This window comes from Rhizobium sp. WW_1 (assembly GCF_003610155.1).
Classification (GTDB): domain Bacteria; phylum Pseudomonadota; class Alphaproteobacteria; order Rhizobiales; family Rhizobiaceae; genus Rhizobium; species Rhizobium tropici_A.
Map to the genome: position 1 here is coordinate 551,688 of NZ_RAIN01000002.1, position 17,090 is coordinate 568,777.

A 17,090-nucleotide genomic window follows, 5' to 3' on the forward strand; every position below is an offset into this window, starting at 1 on the left:
CCTCGGGGCTGCTGAAGAAAACGTCACTGAGAGTTCATATGATCGCGAAACTTCTCGAGCGTTTCCTTCACATCGCCGTCGCCGTTGAGCGGGCCGGAGGCCATGTTCTGCCAGTCGTCGTCGAATTTCGAGGCCGCACCCGTCAATGGCGTCTTCGGCATGTAGAAGGCGTTGAGCGCCATGGCGGCATAATCCGCCTGCGGCTTGAGCGCCTTGTAGGCGGTCGAGGTGCTAACCGGCAGATAGGCCGGGATGTGACCGGCAGCGGCCCATTCCAACGAGTTCACATTCATCCACCGGATGACCTCGAGAACCGCGGCGCGCTTTTCCGGGGTTATGGTCTTGCCGACATTGTTGGGGATCACGAAGGAATGCGAGTCCGACCAGTTGGCTGGCTTACCCATCCAGGCCGGAATGTTGACCATGCCATAATCGAAGCCGTTGCCCTTGGCGACCTCCGTTTCCATGGTCGGCAGTTCCCAATTGCCGTTCAGAAAGAACGCGGACTGTCCGGCGATGAAGGTGGGGGTGATGGTTTCTGTGTCGATATAGGGCTGCGCCCAGCCTTGCTTCACCCAATCGGTGACTTCGTTGTAGGCTTTCTCCATCTTGTCGAAATTATCGCCCTGCAGGAATTTGCCGTCTGTGGTCAGCTGACCGCCCTGCTGGCCGAACAGGGTGTAGATATCGCGCAGGTCGCCGTTGGACGAGGAGATGACGACGCCGTTCTTGCCCGCGTCCTTGACCTTGGCTAGTACCGCGCGCCAGCCTTCCAGGGTGTCGATGCCCGTCGGCTTGCCGTCGGTGCCCAATGCGCCCAGCTCTTTCAGTATAGTCTTGTTGTAGTAGAGCACTTCTCCGTGCACGTCGAAGGGGACGGCATAGCGCACATTATCGACCGTCGAGGCCGCGATTGCGTTCGGCGGATAGTCACTGTCCTTCAGTCCGACGGCCTCGAGTTCCTTCGGATCGATCGGCGAGATGGTCTTGGCCGCGACCGCGCCTGCCAGACGCGACAGGTGGTAGGTGGCGATATCAGGTCCCTGGCCGACGGCTGCGGATGTCTGTAGCTTGGTGTAGTAGGGGATACCCCATTCGAGCGTCGTGCCCGTGATCTGGATCTTGTCTTTGTGCTCATCGTTGAAGCGCTGGATGAGCGCCTTCATGCGCACGCCATCGCCTCCGGACAGAAAGTCCCACCAGACGACATTTTCGACCGCGAATGCCGGAAAGGCAGTCATGAGGGCTAGTGCCGCAATTGATGTTCTCAACAGATTACGCATTCTCTCTCCTCCAGGCTTTTTTTGTTTTCCTCCCGGGCCGCCCGTTACGTGGTGGCCTTATGCCCTGCGCCGCAGCCAACGAGCCGCGTGATATCCCTTGCCGCTAACAGTCGTAGCTATCGCGCCACTGCCTATTCCGCTGCCGTCTCGATGATGCAATCAAGCAGAGTTGCCGCCACCGGATCGACACCAGCCGGCTCGCGCATCAGGCCGAAGGTCGTGGCGACGATCCGACCAGCGCCGACCTGCCGTTCGGCAATCGTTGCACATGGCTTGTGGACCCAACCGACCATTGTGCCTGCGTGGACCAGGCCATCGAAATGGATCGGCCGAAAGCCGGTGATGACGCGGTTCGGGTTGACGCCGACGAACGAGAGGTCGGTCAATGGGCCGCCCGGCAGGCGCTCGAATTTTCCCGAGCGTTTCAGCCAGCTGAAGCCGGTCACCCAATTGCCTTTCCAGATGGTGCCGTTGCGTTCGGTGACACGCATCTGTGGCATGGATTGCCCACGGTCGCCGCCGGTCGGGTAATTCCAGTTCGGCTGGTCGTTGCGCAGGTTGCCGAACGGCAGCGGCGGCGCATCGGCGAGCGACACATAATGGGCGCCATGCTCCATGGAGTCGATATCGGCCTGGTTCAGGGAAGATGCAACCCGCACATCCGCTTTGTCTGCTTCGACAATCGCATAGCCGAGCACGGTCAGATATTCTGCGATTTCGGGTTCCGCCGAGAACACGGAAAGCGTCGGCTTGGAGCGGCGATGGTAGACGCTGACGTCGAGGCTGTTGCGCGCAATCTCCTGGCCGCCAGCGCTCAGCGTAAACTGAATGCTGATCTGTCTGCCGGCCATGACCGGCTCAAAGGACAGAGAGAGTGCCGGCAGATGATGCACCGATGTTGCGTTGGCAGCCGGGATCGCCATTCTTCCGGCGGTCGCACCATCGATGCTCCAGCTCAGTTCGGCCGCTGGGAGCGCCTTGCCGCCGGTCGAGATTTCGAGTTCCACGCTCGCCGTGTCGCCTGCCCAGACCGCATAGCGCTGCATGCGTGGGACGATGACGACATCGGTATTGATCTCGTGGAAACGGTGGTGATAGGCGCGCGTATTGCGCTGCATGTCCATCAGGCCATTCGCTTCCCAGTGCAGATCGGTCAGCTCGGTGATGACATAGCCCTGGATCGAGGCATGGCGGCGCATCTCCTCGATTTCGAACTTGAGGGCATTGAACTGATGCCACTGCGCATCTTCGATGAAGGAGCTAAAGGACGGAAAGACCTTATCGAACTGATAGGTGCGGAAGCGCTGCTCGACCCCATGCGGATAGGTCGCGCCGTCGCTATCCCATTCAAGGCCATTGATGAACCAGAATGGTTCCTTGCCGTCCTTCTTGAGTTTTTCGGGATGCGGCAGGCCCCAGACACCGAATTCGGAGACGACGAGCGGCTCGTCGCCGCGCCGCTTCGCATCGCCGTTCGGCGAATAGGACCAGTCCGGCCGCGCGGCGAAAGACGATACCCAGTCAGTCCACTCGCGCGCCATTTCCGGAACCGAGGCGTAATAGTGGTAGTCGTCGATGTCGGAGACGACATGGAAGTTCGGAATGCAGGCGGAATTGTCAACGACCAGCCGCGTCGGGTCCTTCTTCTTCAGCCAGTGATAGGCGTTTTCCAGCCAGGCCCGCTGGTCGGCGCTTTCGACAAGGCGTGTTCCCCAATCCTCGTTGATGATCGTCCAGATCACGATGGAGGGATGGTTGCCGTCGCGCCGCAGGATGCCTTCCATCGTATCGAGCAGGCGCTTCGCCGACTTTTCGGTGAAGGTCTGGATATTCGGAATTTCCGTCCAGACCAGCAGGCCGAACCGGTCCGCCACATCATGGTAGCGCGGATCGGGAACCTTGATGTGGCAGCGCAGGAGGTTGAGGCCGAGTTCCTTTGCCTTGCGTGCCTGGTCCTCCAGAAACTCCAGAGACGGTGGTGTGTAGATGCCTTCGGGATAATAATCCTGGTCCAGCGCGCCGCGCATGTAGAATGGCTGCCCGTTCAGGAAGAACTTTCCATCCCTTGCCTCGAAGGTGCGAAAGCCGAAATTCTGCTCAGCGGCATCGATAACGGCGCCACCCTCGGACAGCTCGGCAACGGCCCGATACAGCGCGGGCTCGTCGAGCGACCATGCCTCCACATTGGCGACTTTGAGCCTTGCCGAGGTCCGAGCCTCATCGTTGAGGGCAAGTTCGGTCGAAGCTGCCACCGCACCATTGCGATCGAGAAGCGTGATCTTCAAGGCACCGGTAAAAGCTGCCGCCAGTTCGACATCGATGGCGACGTCCCCCGTTGCGAGATCGGCGCGAATAGCCTGATGGGCGATATGCGCCTCGCTGCGGCATTCGAGCCAGACCGATTGCCAGATGCCGCCAAGCATTCCGTACCAGCTCTGCTTGCCGTGCGGGATCTCGTCGAACGGAAAATCCGGGAAGGCCCGGGCATCGGCGCTCGGCAGCGTAACCTTCACCTCCAGGCGTAATTCGCCGGTGAGCAGATCGGCGGGAATGACAAATTCAAACGGCAGAAAGCCGCCTTCGTGAGAACCGAGAGCGCGGCCGTTGATCGAGACTTCAGCGAAATAGTTCACGGCGCCGAAATGCACGATAACCTGACGGCTGAGCCACTCCTGCGGCACAGTGAAGCCGCGGGAATAGGTTGCGACACCGGCTGCTGCCCGCAGATCCGGAAAATGCGCTTGCCAGGGGGCGGGCACGGCAATCGTCGTCGGGGTTTTTCCTTCCAGCTGAAAGTCCCAGGTTCCGTCGAGAGACAGGCGCGCACGCGGCCCGGAATGAGTGTCGGCGAAACGGCGGGAAGCGATGGTCATAGCCGCAAGCTTTCTGGTTGGATTAAGTCACAAAGTAAGTTACATATAAGTTTCGTAACTTATAAACATAACTTCCGCAAGGGCCGCAGCTTCACATTGTCCGTCAGATTTTCTAACGTGCGTGCTGGCTACCCTTGAGTCCGAGAAAGAAACTGAGTGAACGACAAGACGACGAAACGACCGACCATGTCCGATATCGCCTCGCAGGTCGGCGTCTCGCATGCGACGGTTTCCCTGGTGTTGAATGAGGCACCCGGCAAGAGAGTTTCGGAGAAGGTACGCGAGCGGGTGTTGGCGGTCGCCGAGGAACTTGGCTACCAGAAGACCGTGCCGGCCAACGATCCGATCGGTGGGATCATCGTGCTCCTGATCGATGATCTCATGGCCTCGCAGCATGCCGCGCCACTGATCGAGGGCGTTCGAAGCGCTGCGGAAGAGCAGGGGCTGGCGGCTCTTACCGTCGTCACCGGCGGACAGATCGAATTTGCTGAATCCATCCTGGATTATCTCGGACGGCGCCAGATTGTCGGCGTAATCTACGCGACGCTCATTACCCAGCTCGTGCCCGTGCTACCCTCGAAGCTCGGCAACCATCCGACCGTCCTGCTGAACTGCCACCAGCAGCGCGCCGAGTTCTCGTCAATCATTCCGGGCGATCATGCCGGTGGCTATGCGGCAACAGAGGCCTTGATCAAGGCCGGCCATCGCCGCATCGCCATGATCGATGCAGGCAGACAGAGACTGGAGGCGGCTCGGGACCGCCTGAGCGGTTATCGCCAGGCGCTGACGACCTACGATATCGCCGTCGATCCGGAATTAATCCTTTCGGAAGCCTGGTCGCTCGATCTCGGTCGGAAAAAAATGTTGCAGCTTCTCGATCTGCCGTCGCCGCCGACGGCGGTGTTCTGCTTTTCCGACCGCGTGGCGATGGGTGCTTATGATGCGATCAGAATGCGCGGGCTGAAAATCCCCGACGATATTTCCGTCGTCGGCTTTGACGATGAAAGCCTCGCCCGAAAAATCCTGCCGCCTCTTACAACATTGAAGCTGCCGCATGAGGAGATGGGTCGTTGGGCGGTCGCCGAGCTTATGGAAAAGGTGGCGCAGCCTAAAAAGCAGCCGGTGCGGTTGAAAATGGAGTGCCAGTTGATCCGACGCGGTTCGATTGCTCCACCACGTTAAGAGGCGCATCGTAATCTGACAGCGAATGTGAATGATGGGAAGCCGGAGCGCGCTCCGGCTTCAGTCGTGGTCGGCTCCGGCAGCAGTCAGTAGCGCGTACCCAACCACAGGATTGGACCAAGCTGGCTGTTCAGGGATGTTGCTGCACGCTCAATCCGCCGTCGATCGTCAGGCAGGTGGCATTCATGAACGGGCATTCGTCGGAAATCATGAAGACGGCGGCAAGCGCGATCTCCTCCGGCGACGCAATGCGCCCGCCGGGATGCAACCTCATCGTTTCCGCCTTTGCGGCCTCCGGATCGGGAAAGCTGTTCCAGTAGTCGATGACTTTCTGTGTTGCGACATAGCCTGGTGCAAGCGCGTTCACCCTGACGCCCTTGGCCGCGTATTCGAGGCCAAGCGATTTCGTCATGCCGAGCAGGGCATGCTTGGCAAGCGGATAGGGAAATGTGTGGGGAATGATGGTGAACGCATGGGTCGAGGCGATGTTGAGAATGGCGCCGCCGCCTTGCTCGATGAGACCGGGGAGGACCGCCTTGCAGCAGTTCCACGCGCCCTTGAGATTGATGTCGAAGCAACGCTGCCATTCCGCCTCTGAGGTCGCCAGCGGCTCGGCAAAGACATTCACGCCGGCGTTGTTGATCAAGGCATTCAGGGGGCCAAGCTCGTCGCCCGCGAGGCGAACGGCGGATGCGACCTGCGCTGCGTCGACAATATCGACGGCCTGATGGCAGACCTTGGCGCCCCCGGTCCTCAGCGCCTCGGCTTCGCGGGCCAGTCTTTCGCCATCAACATCGATGAGAAGAAGGCTGGCGCCTTCGGCAACACAGGCTTTGGCGATCGCAAGGCCGATGCCCTGCGCCGCGCCGGTTACGAGGATACGCTTGTTGGAAAGACGGTTCACCATGACAATCTCCTACCACTCGGCAACGCTGCCATCCTCGTGGCGCCAGACGGGGTTGCGCCAGCGATGGCCTTCCTTGGCGCGCTCGATAACATAGGTCTCGTCGACCTCGATGCCGAGGCCCGGACCCTGCGGGATCGAGACGAAGCCGTCGGCATAGTGGAACACCTCCTTGTTGGAGATATAGTCGAGGATGTCGTTGCCCTTGTTGTAGTGGATGCCGAGGCTCTGCTCCTGGATGAAAGCATTGTAGCTGACGGCATCGACTTGCAGGCAGGCGGCAAGGGCGATCGGCCCAAGCGGGCAATGCGGGGCGAGCGCCACGTCATAGGCTTCGGCCATGGCCGCGATCTTGCGGCATTCGGTAATGCCGCCGGCATGGGACAGATCGGGCTGGAGAATGTCGACATAACCGTCCGACAGTACCGACTTGAAGTCCCAGCGCGAATAGAGGCGCTCACCCAAGGCGATCGGCGTCGAGCAATGGTTGGCGATTTCCTTCAGCGCCTCGCGGTTTTCCGACAATACCGGCTCCTCGATGAAGAGCAGCTTGTAGGGCTCGAGCTCCTTGGCGAGAACCTTGGCCATCGGCCGATGGACGCGGCCGTGGAAATCGGCACCGATTCCCACATGCGGCCCGACGGCCTCTCGCACCGCCGCGACATTGGCAATGATGGCCTCGACCTTCTCATAGGTATCGACGATCTGAAGCTCTTCGGCTCCATTCATCTTGAGCGCCTTGAAACCGCGATCGACGACGTCCTGCGCATTACGGGCGACGTCGGAGGGACGGTCGCCGCCGATCCAGGAATAGACCTTGATCTTGTTGCGCACCTGGCCGCCGAGCAGCGAATGGATCGGCTGTCCAAGCGCCTTGCCCTTGATGTCCCAGAGCGCCTGGTCGATGCCGGCGAGCGCCGACATGTGGATGGCGCCGCCGCGATAGAAGCCGGCGCGGTACATGACGGTCCAATGGTCCTCGATCAGGAACGGGTCCTTGCCGATCAGATAGTCTTCCAGCTCGTGGACGGCCGCCTGCACGGTCAGCGCGCGACCCTCGACCACGGGCTCGCCCCAGCCGGTGATGCCTTCGTCGGTCTCGATCTTCAGGAACATCCAGCGCGGCGGAACGATGTAGGTCGTCAGCTTGGTGATTTTCATCGCGATATCGAATCCCGTATCATGCAAGAATGAGGTCGGCGGCTTTTCCCGCCGCCGCGAGCACGGCGGCGTTGGTGTTTCCGCTTACGATTGTCGGCATCAGGGAGGCATCGACGACGCGCAGGCCACGCGTGCCCCGGATCTTCAGGTCGAGATCGAGCACCGCTTCCGGATCGCTGTCCCGTCCCATCTTGCAGGTTCCGACCGGATGGTAGCCGGTCTTGACCGTCCGCTTGCAATGTGCCGCGATCGCCTCTTCGCTGACGACGTCGGCGCCGGGAAAAATCTCCTTGTCGATGAGATCCCGCATCGGGGCCGCCGCCAGGACGGTGCGCGCAAAACGAAACCCGGCCATTGTCAGGCGCAGGTCATCGGGATGACCAAAAATCTGGGTGTCGATGATCGGATCGGCGAGAGGATCGGCAGATGTCAGAGTAACGGTGCCTCTGGCTTTCGGCCGAAGGAGAAGCGAATTGATCGTGACGCCATCGCCGGGCTCCGTCCCCATGACATCGCGATCGAGATAGACGGTGGGCACGCAGAACATCTGGATCGTCGGCTGGTCATTGTTCCCGTCCGGATCGTAGAAGGCACAGGTTTCCACGCCCGTCGTCGAAACCGGACCTGACTTGAACAGGAGATATTGCAATCCCGCTTTGATCATCGGCCAGCCACGATCCTGCCCGTAATAGCCGAACGATCCCCTGGTCGTCGCAACGACCGGGCATTCATAGTGATCCTGCAGATTTTTGCCGACGCCCGGCAATGCGACCTTCGTTTTGATCCCGTGCCTGCCGAGTTCGTCCTCGGGGCCAATGCCTGATACCATCATGAGCTTCGGCGTCTGATAGGCGCCGGCCGCAAGAATGACGTCAATTCCCGCCGATGCCGAGCGCGACTGACCGTTCTTCAGATAGTCGACGCCCGTGACCCGATCACCGTCCATCTTCAGGCCGGTGACGACAGCGCCGGTCTCTATCGTCAACAACGGATTGTTCATGACGGGCGCGAGAAACGCGTCGACGGCGCTCGAGCGGCGATGCGTCTTCCAATCGATGGTGTGCTGCATGAAACCGACGCCGAATTGGCGCGCACCGTTGAAGTCGGGATTATAGGGGATGCCCATGCCCTGCAGCGTCTTCACATAGGTACGTGTCATCGGGCTGGTATGGCCGAGATGGGAAATCTTCAACGGGCCGCCGACGCCGTGAAATTCGCCGGCGAGGTGATCGTTGTCTTCCTGTGCCTTGAAATAGGGAAGCATGTCCCGATAGGACCAGGCGCCGTCATTGGACCCGGGTGGGGAGATCAACTCGTTCCAACGGTCGAAATCAGCCGCCTGCCCTCGCATGTAGACCATGGCATTGACCGTGCTGCCGCCACCCAGGACCTTGCCCTGGGGGACGATCGGCCCGCGGCCATCCAACTGAGGCTGGGGCTTGGTCTTGTGCATCGCAAGATAGGTGTCCTTTGCCAGGAACTTCATATAGCCCGCTGGAAAATGCATGATCGGATTTGCCTTTGCAGGGCCACGCTCAAGCAGCAGCACACGTGCCTTGCCTTCGGTGACCAGCCGCGCAGCGACCACGCATGCCGAACTGCCGCCTCCAACGATAATAAAGTCGAACCGACCGTTGTCGGACATTGGAATGCTCCGTGAAAAAAGTCAGATTGCCTGCGGACGAAGACGGATACGGCCTGAGAGCCGATCACCCGGCTGAAGGACCTTCAAATCACCGAGACCTGGCAGATTATGGCCGTTGGCGAGGTGAGACATCGGTTCGAAGCAGAAATAATCGCGTTTGAAATTGGGATCGAATCCCGAGTCCGACACGAAGATGAAGGCATGCCTGAACAGCGGGTCGGCGCTCAATTCGAGCGCTGCCTTGCGCTCCGGCCAGGAGATCAGCGCCTCTCCGGACCAGCCTTCAAAGCCATTGTTGACCCAACGGCAAGGCAGGCTGGAGGGCTTGCTGAAATTCAGATCGTCGGGGATATCCTCGGCGTGACCTGGAAGCCAACCCTCGACCTCGGTCCAGAACCTTTGCGCCGGGGCGGTGAGGGTCGTTTGCGGCGTCATCGGAAAATAGGGATGCCATCCAAGGCCGAAGGGGAGGGCGTGATCTGCGAGGTTCTCGACCAGCAGTTCCATCTCAAGCGCGTTGTCCTCGAGACGGAACTGCTGACGCGCCCGGTATTCGTAGGGCGTATGGCCGCCTCGATGCACGAGGCTGAGTTCAATCTCGCTGTCGCTGTGCCGCTCCAGCGACCACTGCGAGTTCCATCCTTCACCGTGGAGATAGTGCGGGTCCCACTCGGTGTTTGCGGTAAAGTGATACGAACGTCCCTCGAAGGTGAACCGGTTGTCCCTGACCCGGTTGCCGAATGGGACGAGGGGATAGCAACCGGACGACAGCGCATCGGCGTCGTCATTCGGCGCGGGTCTGAGAAGCGCCACCCTGTCGGCACCTCTGTTCCACCAATATCCGAGGATCAGGCCGCCGGCCGTCGAGACGCGGAGCGTGAAGTCACCATCCTTGAGTTCAATCACCGGCATCGACTAGCTTATCCCTTGTTGCGTGACGCGCTGCGCTTGATCGCCTGGATATTGGCGAGCACCGCAACGACGATGATCAGGCCCCGCACCACCTGCTGGAAGAACGGATTGATGCCGAGCAGAACCAGGCCATTGCCGATCAGGGTGATGACGAGCACGCCAAGCAGGGTGCCGAGCATCGATCCTCGCCCACCCGACAGCGACGTCCCACCGACGACAACAGCCGCGATGACGTCGAACTCAAGGCCGGTTGCGGCGGTGGCGTTGCCGGACCCCAGCCGAGATACGAGGAGGATACCCGAGATCGCTGCCATTGCTCCGGCGATCGCAAAGAGCGCAACGCGAATCCGCGATACGTTGATGCCGCTCAGGAATGCCGCCTGCGCATTGCCGCCGATCGCAAAAACTGACCGGCCGAAAGCCGTCTTCCTGCTGACGAAGGCAAATACGGCAAACAGGACGAGCATGATGATTGCGGCTGGCGGTACCCCGAAGATCGACTGATCGAGCGCGTCCAGGAGATCGTTACGGCCGATCGATACGGGAAGCGCGTCCGTGACGAAGAGAGCGATGCCGCGCAGCGCACTCCAAAGTCCGAGCGTACCGACAAAGGAGGGCACGTCGAAATAAGCCCTCAGAATTCCCGGAATTGAGCCCAGAAGCGCGCCGACCACGATGGCAAGCGCAAAGGCGAGGGGCGTTGGAACACCCCATTGCAGGAGATCGGCAAGGACGACAGAGATGAAGGCAACCATCGGACCGACACTGACGTCGATTTCGCCGGCAATGATGATCAGGGTTGCCGCCCAGGCAGCGATCCCGATCGTCGCCGCATCGCGCAGGATATTGATCTGGTTGTTGAACGACATGAAGCCGCCCGCCGTCGAGGTGAACACGACGTAGAGCACGATGATTGCCACGAACAGGCTGAGCTCGTTCATGTGCTGGAAGAAACTGATACCGCCTTTGTCCGCCTTGGCGGCTGCGGATTTTGCAGCCTGGTCGATTGCCATCGGAACCTCCGTCAATGTCCGGTAATACAGGCGGCCATTACAGCGTCCTGATCGATATTGGGGGAATGGAATTCCTCCTGCAGCGTGCCGTCCCTCAAGACAAGGACCCGGTCGCAGACGAGGGGCAATTCCTCTATTTCACTTGAAACGAAAATGATGCTGCGGCCTTCGGCCGCCAGTTGCCGAATGATCGCGTAGATCTGCGCTTTTGCCTCGACGTCGACGCCACGCGTCGGCTCGTCGAGCAAGAGCACGCGACTGTCGGCATGCACCCAGCGGCCGATGACGACCTTCTGCTGGTTGCCGCCGGAAAGCGTGCCAATCGGCGTATCGGTGCGCGCCGTCTTCACGTGCAGTCGATCGATGACGCGCCGCGCTGCCTCTGCCATGAGGCGGGTAGATAATATGCCGTTGCGGCTGACGGCGGCGAAATTCGTCGCCAAGGCGTTTTCGTCGACGCCAAGCAGCGGGACGATGCCCTCCTCCTTGCGGCTCTCGGGCGTATAGCCGAAGCCGCGGCTGACCATCTGCCTGTATCGCGGCGTTTTCACCGCCGATCCGTCGACCTGCATTTCTCCACGCGAGAAAGAGCGAATTCCCATGATGGCCTGAAGGAGTTCCGTTCGTCCTGATCCGAGCAAGCCGGCGATCCCGAGCACTTCCCCTTCGCGAAGCTTGAACGATATCGATCGGAGCTTGGGGAGGACGGCCAGATCTTTGACTTCCAGGGCCATCCTTTCGCGGGAATTTGTCTCCAGCAAAGCGACCTGCGAGGCCTCGGAACCCAACATCAGCCGAACGATCTCGCGCGTCTCGGCACCCTTGACATCGACCGTGTCGATGATGCGGCCGTCACGCATCACGGTTGCGGAATGCGCGATCTGGCGGATCTCGTTCATGCGATGGCTGACATAGATAACCGCGATGCCCTCGGAGGCAATGCGCGTTACCGCATTCATGACTTTCTCCGCCTCGGCCGCGGCAAGCGAGCTAGTCGGCTCGTCGAGGATGACGAGCTTTGGCTTGCCGATGAGGACGCGGGCGATCTCAAGCAACTGGCGTTCGGCGGGGCTCAGGCTCATGACCAGCCTGTTGGTGGGGAGATCAAGCCCGAGCCGCGCCATGGCTTCTGCGGCCTGCGCTTCCATCTTGGCATATTGGATCACGCCGCCCTGACGGGGCCACCGGCCGAGAAACAGATTTTCGGCAAGGGTCATTCCCGGCACAAGGCTCAGTTCCTGGTAGACGACACGGACACCGTTTTCAAAGGCTTCCTGAGCACGCACCGATCCAGTCTGCCCAAGCTCGATGCCATCGATGGACACGGTTCCGCTGTCCGGGATTTCAGCGCCGGTCAAGAGGCGGATCATCGTTGATTTACCGGCGCCGTTCTTGCCGAGAAGCGCTCTCACCTCGCCGGCCGCGACCTCGAACGTCGCATTATCCAGCGCAAGGACGCCCGGATATTGGCGCGTGCAACCCTTGACGGAAGCGACGATCCTTGCGGATGCCGCAGGGGCGGAGTGGTTGGCAGACATCATTGGCACGTTCCAGATTGAATATTGCCGCCGGACAGCCGGCGGCATCTTTTGCGAAGATCGGGACGAGCTTAATCAGGGTAGACCGTCGGCATGAGCCTTCAGCCAGGCCTTTGCGTCGTCGGACGATTTGTAAAGATCGATATTGTAGGGAACCTTGATGTCGGACGGCGCCTGACCATCGATTGCCTTGACGGCCTGCGCCAAAGCCAGCTTGCCGAGGCCCTGGCCGGAAATGTCGACGACCGCCTTGACGATGCTGAAGTCGGAGAGTTCCTGAGCGATTTCCGTGGTCATGTCGCCGCCGAACACCACGACCTTGCCGGTCTTGCCCTGGCTCTTGACCGCGCGCGCCGCGCCGAGGGTCGCGCCCCCGGCCTCGCCGAAGAAGGCGTCAATATCCGGGTTGGCGGAGAGAATGGTGCTGGCAACCGAAACCGCCTTGTCGAGGATGGCGCCTTCCTGGTTGGCAACGATCGTTGCGCCGGGAACCTTCGCCTTCAACGCGTCCTCGAAGCCCTTGCGGCGCGTCACGCAAACCTCGACGAATTCGCAGTTCAGGATGGCAATTTTCGGAGCAGTTTTCTTTTCCGCGAGGAAGTAGTCGCCGGCCGCATCGCCGAGCTTATGACCGAATTCATAGGGGTCCCCGACCGCATAGGCAGAGACGTAGGACTTCATGTCGGCATCGTTCAGGCAGGTGTTGTAGCAGATCACCGGAATGCCGGCATCATGCGCACGGCGAATGGCGCGGTAGGAACCATCGGCCGATACCGGCGAGACGATGATCGCCTTTACTCCGGCGGAGATCAGGGAGTCGATGAACGACGATTCCTTGCTGACGTCGCCCTGGGCGTTGGTTTCGATCAGATCCAGCTTGTCGCCCGCATCTTTCGCGCCGGTTTCGATGCCTTTGCGGACACCCGCGTAGAAACCCTGGGCATCCATATAGATCGCCCCGATCTTTAGAGCCTTGTCCTGAGCAAAGCCACTTGACGCCTGCGCTACGGCGACGGCCGACATTGTCAGCATGGCGGCAACCTTGATGAGCTTCATACGCTCCTCCCTCCTCATTGAATGATCGAAATAGCGGTGAAGGGCTCAGGGGCCGTTCTCATCCACTGTAGTCCAACCTTATTCTTGATCATATTAATGTCAATATAAATACGATTTATTTTTTCAAAAATATGGAAACCGACCGACTTCTGTGCTAGCGAATGGAAGGAGACGGAAGAGTCCACCGCATGCATGTGATTTGTTTCCGGCGCACGGGATGATCGTCTCAAGTCTGAGCTGCAGGTTCGTGGATCGAAAAAGGCTGCTAGGCGGTGATCGTGGGGAAGGAAAAGGGATGACGAAAGCAAAGGCGGGGCGGATTTTGACCCTGGACGGCGCTCCGATTGCCGAACATGGCAAGCGGAGCGTTCGTGAGAGCCTTCTCCAGAGATTTGTTCACAAGATCGTCTCGGGTGAACTGGCCGAAGGCTCGACACTGCCGAACGAGGCGGAACTCACGGCGGAGTTCGAGGTCAGCCGCACCAGCCTGCGGGAGGCAATGCAATATCTGTCCGCACTGGGCATGGTTCGATCGCGGACCCGGGCAGGAACATCCGTACTCCCCAGAGAAAACTGGAATTATCTGGATCCGCTGGTGCTCGACGCGATACTCTCGGTCGGGGCCGATGAGAATTTCTATGCCTCCTTGATCGATGCCAGGCAGTTACTCGAACCCGCGGCGGCGGCGCAGGCCGCAGCGAAGGCAACCGCACGTCAGCTCTATCAGATCTCCAAGGCATTCGAGGATATGGTCGAAGCCAACTCCCGCGACAACGAGGCATGGAGCCGGGCCGACCTTGAGTTTCATACGGCGATCATTGATGCCAGTGGCAACTGGGTCTATCGCCAGTTCGCAACGGCCATCAGGGCTGCCCTTTTGGCGAGCTTTCGGCTGACCAACCGCGCCAGTCAGTCGCACGAACAAGCGATCACGAAACATCACGACGTTCTCGAGGCTATCCGGATGCGGCGCCCCGAGGACGCCAAGTTCGCGATGGAACAATTGATCGGCGTTGCGCGTAGCGAGATCAACGAAGCGCTCAGGAGATCGAAAGCGGACGTGCAGTGAGGCTGGCATGGCGGCGCCCCGGCCGAGCGGAGACAGGCTTGCCGAATGCGTTCTCGCAGGAGCGCTCGACCTGCTTGAGTTACAGAACCGCGTTCGCCGCCATCATTCGAATCTCAGCGCATCGACAGGGTCGAGCCTGGCTGCGCGCCAGGCCGGAAGGAGCGTGGCGAGGGAAGAAAGGACCAGTGCGATCAGGACGACCGACACGGTCTCGGCGATGTCCATGCGCGCCGGTAACTGGCTCAGGAAATAGAGTTCGGGATTGAACAGCGTCGTCCCCGACAGCCACGAAAAGAACTGGCGGATCAGTTCGACATTCATGCACACGATGACGCCGAGCACGACGCCCGCGATCGTGCCGGCGACGCCGATCGCCACCCCGGTCATGAAGAAGATGCGCATGACCGCGCCGCTGGTGGCGCCCATCGTGCGCAGGATTGCAATGTCGGAGCCCTTCTCCTTGACCAGCATGAACAGTCCCGAAATGATGTTGAGCGCGGCGACCAGCACGATCAGCATCAGGATCATGAACATGACGTTCCGCTGGACCTGCAGAGCCGAGAAGAAGGTCTGGTTGCGCTGGCGCCAGTCGGTCAGCAACACGGGTCGCATCGCCGCGTCCTCGACGGCCGGGCGCACCTGGTCCACGGCATCCGGGTCATCGACGGAGACCTCGATAGATTGCACGGTGCCTTCGGAATTGAAATAGAACTGAGCTTCGCTGAGCGGCAGATAGATGATCGAACTGTCATATTGCGACATGCCGACCTCGAAGATTGCTACCACTGGATAGGTCTTCTGGCGCGGCGTGACACCGAATGGGGTTACGTCGCCCTCGGGCGCGATCAGTTGGATGCCATCGCCGACCGAGAGTCCGAGTTTGTCGGCCATCCGCTTGCCGATGGCCGCTCCTTTCGATGCATCGAAGCCCTCGAGCGTACCCTGGCGGACATTGCCGGAGACCTGCGCCAGCTTGACGATGTCTTTTTCGCGCACACCGCGCACCAGCGCGCCGGTTCCCGCACCGGCCTGGCCGCTTGCAAGCACCTGCCCCTCGGTCAGCGGGATCGCATAGCGCACGCCGGCAATCTGGTTGAAGCGCGCGGCAATCTCCTCGTAGTCGTCAAGACCGCTTTCGATCGGCTGCACGATCAGATGGCCGTTGATGCCGAGGAGGCGGTCGAGGAGTTCGGCACGAAAGCCGTTCATCACCGCCATGACGATGATCAGCGTCGCTACACCCAGCATGATGCCGATGAATGAGATGATCGAGATGACCGAGATCATCGTTTCCTTGCGCCTGGAGCGAAGATAGCGCCACGCGACCATGCGCTCGAAGGCCGAAAACGGCCGGGCGCCCCTTCTCGAGACGGCTACGCTCATGCGGCGGCTCCGGTAATGCCGGCCGGATTGTCGAGCGGGAGGTCGTCGAAGGTATTCACCACAAGCTGATCGGCATTCTCCAAAACTGGCCGAGCCTTATCGTCAATCGGTCTCGCAAGCGCCTGCGGCGCAATCAATACTGACGTCAGCGGCAATCCCCCAATGCAGATCGGCAAACGAACGCCAGCCCGCATTCCCGCGGTCGTGCAAGCTGAATGGTCGCGAACTGGAGCGGCGGCGGCAACATGTATCTTCACTGGGAAAGGTTGGCGGCGATGCATTACGTGAACATTGCGGTACTGCGCGAGCTGCATCCAGAGGTCATCAATCTGCCTTTCACTCCCTCTGAACCGATCACGAGACTGCTGTTCAGTTCAAACCAAGAGCGACATAATTAGAATCACTCCTCCGAACAGTCATCACTCAAAAGGAACATTGGTCCGCTGGGCCCGCTGCCACCATCGCGTCGATCGCCGTCGAGTCTTCTTTGCAGGCAATCCTTATCCACCTTTCCATCGTCCGGTGGCGATGATGTCGAGATCGAACAGGTCGAGGACGCGGGCGGCGGTATAGGAGACGATGTCTTCGATGGTTTGCGGTTTCGGATAGAAGGCCGGCATCGGCGGCATGACTATGCCGCCCATCTCGGTGAGCTGCAGCATATTGCGGCAATGGCCGAGATGCAGCGGCGTCTCGCGAAACAATACGACGAGGCGGCGACGTTCCTTCAGTACGACATCGGCCGCTCGGGTGACGAGATTACCACCGGTTCCCATGGTAATTTCCGCCAGGCTCTTCGCCGAACAAGGGGCAACGATCATGCCGACCGTGCGGAAGGAACCGCTTGCAATCGGCGCACCGATGTCGCGATTGTCATGGCAATGGTCGGCAAGTTGCTTCACTTTTGCGACGGTCATGTCGGTTTCATGCGACATGGCGGTCATGGCTGCCCGGGATATGACGAGATGCGTCTCGATGGATTCGGAACGCAACATTTCGAGGATCCTGATTCCATAGTCGAAGCCGGAGGCCCCGGTAATGGCGACGATGATGCGTTTGGCGCCGGTCATA

Annotated in this window: 14 protein-coding genes; 2 read left to right on the forward strand and 12 right to left on the reverse strand. The window is 60.1% G+C overall.

Features of this window, described 5'->3' with window-relative positions; translation table 11 throughout:
• Positions 1–23: 23 nt before the first annotated feature.
• Both BJ928_RS09975 and BJ928_RS09980 read right to left on the reverse strand, forming a co-directional pair.
• Complete coding sequence (locus BJ928_RS09975) at positions 24–1,283, reverse strand: extracellular solute-binding protein (RefSeq protein ID WP_047631651.1); 1,260 nt, start codon at positions 1,281–1,283, stop codon at positions 24–26.
• A 131-nt stretch (positions 1,284–1,414) separates the two neighbouring features.
• Complete coding sequence (locus BJ928_RS09980) at positions 1,415–4,156, reverse strand: glycoside hydrolase family 2 (protein ID WP_047631650.1); 2,742 nt, start codon at positions 4,154–4,156, stop codon at positions 1,415–1,417.
• Between the two features lie 156 nt (positions 4,157–4,312).
• On the opposite strand from BJ928_RS09980, the gene BJ928_RS09985 reads away from it, so the two are divergent.
• Positions 4,313–5,338 (forward strand): LacI family DNA-binding transcriptional regulator, encoded by a 1,026-nt coding sequence (locus tag BJ928_RS09985; protein WP_245432270.1) that lies wholly within the window; start codon positions 4,313–4,315, stop codon positions 5,336–5,338.
• Positions 5,339–5,468: 130 nt separating this feature from the next.
• On the opposite strand, the gene BJ928_RS09990 is transcribed toward BJ928_RS09985, so the two are convergent.
• The 7 genes from BJ928_RS09990 to BJ928_RS10020 all read right to left on the reverse strand — a co-directional run bounded on the left by BJ928_RS09990 (position 5,469) and on the right by BJ928_RS10020 (position 13,567).
• Entirely contained in the window at positions 5,469–6,245 is a 777-nt protein-coding gene (locus BJ928_RS09990; RefSeq protein ID WP_047631649.1) for an SDR family oxidoreductase, read from the reverse strand.
• 9 nt (positions 6,246–6,254) lie between these two features.
• Positions 6,255–7,403, reverse strand: a complete 1,149-nt coding sequence (dgoD, locus tag BJ928_RS09995; RefSeq protein ID WP_047631906.1) for a galactonate dehydratase — start codon at positions 7,401–7,403, stop codon at positions 6,255–6,257.
• Between the two features lie 19 nt (positions 7,404–7,422).
• The gene (locus BJ928_RS10000; RefSeq protein ID WP_047631648.1) at positions 7,423–9,048 is read right to left on the reverse strand and encodes a GMC family oxidoreductase N-terminal domain-containing protein; all 1,626 of its coding nucleotides are present in this window, start codon (positions 9,046–9,048) and stop codon (positions 7,423–7,425) included.
• Between the two features lie 21 nt (positions 9,049–9,069).
• Positions 9,070–9,960, reverse strand: a complete 891-nt coding sequence (locus BJ928_RS10005; protein ID WP_047631647.1) for an aldose 1-epimerase — start codon at positions 9,958–9,960, stop codon at positions 9,070–9,072.
• Positions 9,961–9,968: 8 nt separating this feature from the next.
• Positions 9,969–10,973, reverse strand: a complete 1,005-nt coding sequence (locus BJ928_RS10010) for an ABC transporter permease (protein WP_047631646.1) — start codon at positions 10,971–10,973, stop codon at positions 9,969–9,971.
• A gap of 11 nt (positions 10,974–10,984) precedes the next feature.
• Positions 10,985–12,514 carry a sugar ABC transporter ATP-binding protein gene (locus BJ928_RS10015; RefSeq protein ID WP_047631645.1) on the reverse strand — a complete coding sequence of 510 codons (1,530 nt, stop codon included), beginning with the start codon at positions 12,512–12,514 and terminating at the stop codon, positions 10,985–10,987.
• Positions 12,515–12,586: 72 nt separating this feature from the next.
• The gene (locus BJ928_RS10020) at positions 12,587–13,567 is read right to left on the reverse strand and encodes a substrate-binding domain-containing protein (RefSeq protein ID WP_047631644.1); all 981 of its coding nucleotides are present in this window, start codon (positions 13,565–13,567) and stop codon (positions 12,587–12,589) included.
• Between the two features lie 295 nt (positions 13,568–13,862).
• Here BJ928_RS10020 and BJ928_RS10030 point away from each other — a divergent pair, with 295 nt between their 5' ends.
• Positions 13,863–14,636 (forward strand): FadR/GntR family transcriptional regulator, encoded by a 774-nt coding sequence (locus BJ928_RS10030; RefSeq protein ID WP_047631642.1) that lies wholly within the window; start codon positions 13,863–13,865, stop codon positions 14,634–14,636.
• A gap of 102 nt (positions 14,637–14,738) precedes the next feature.
• Here the strand turns inward: BJ928_RS10030 and BJ928_RS10035 are convergent, their stop codons facing one another.
• The 3 genes from BJ928_RS10035 to BJ928_RS10045 form a co-directional block, all read right to left on the reverse strand.
• The gene (locus BJ928_RS10035; protein WP_047631641.1) at positions 14,739–16,019 is read right to left on the reverse strand and encodes a lipoprotein-releasing ABC transporter permease subunit; all 1,281 of its coding nucleotides are present in this window, start codon (positions 16,017–16,019) and stop codon (positions 14,739–14,741) included.
• A complete protein-coding gene (locus BJ928_RS38520; RefSeq protein WP_147413897.1) occupies positions 16,016–16,213 on the reverse strand; it encodes a hypothetical protein in 198 nt (65 codons plus the stop codon). The genes BJ928_RS10035 and BJ928_RS38520 overlap by 4 nt, the downstream gene beginning before the upstream one ends.
• Before the next feature lie 306 nt (positions 16,214–16,519).
• Positions 16,520–17,089 (reverse strand): UbiX family flavin prenyltransferase, encoded by a 570-nt coding sequence (locus tag BJ928_RS10045; protein WP_047631639.1) that lies wholly within the window; start codon positions 17,087–17,089, stop codon positions 16,520–16,522.
• Between the last annotated feature and the right edge of the window lies 1 nt (position 17,090).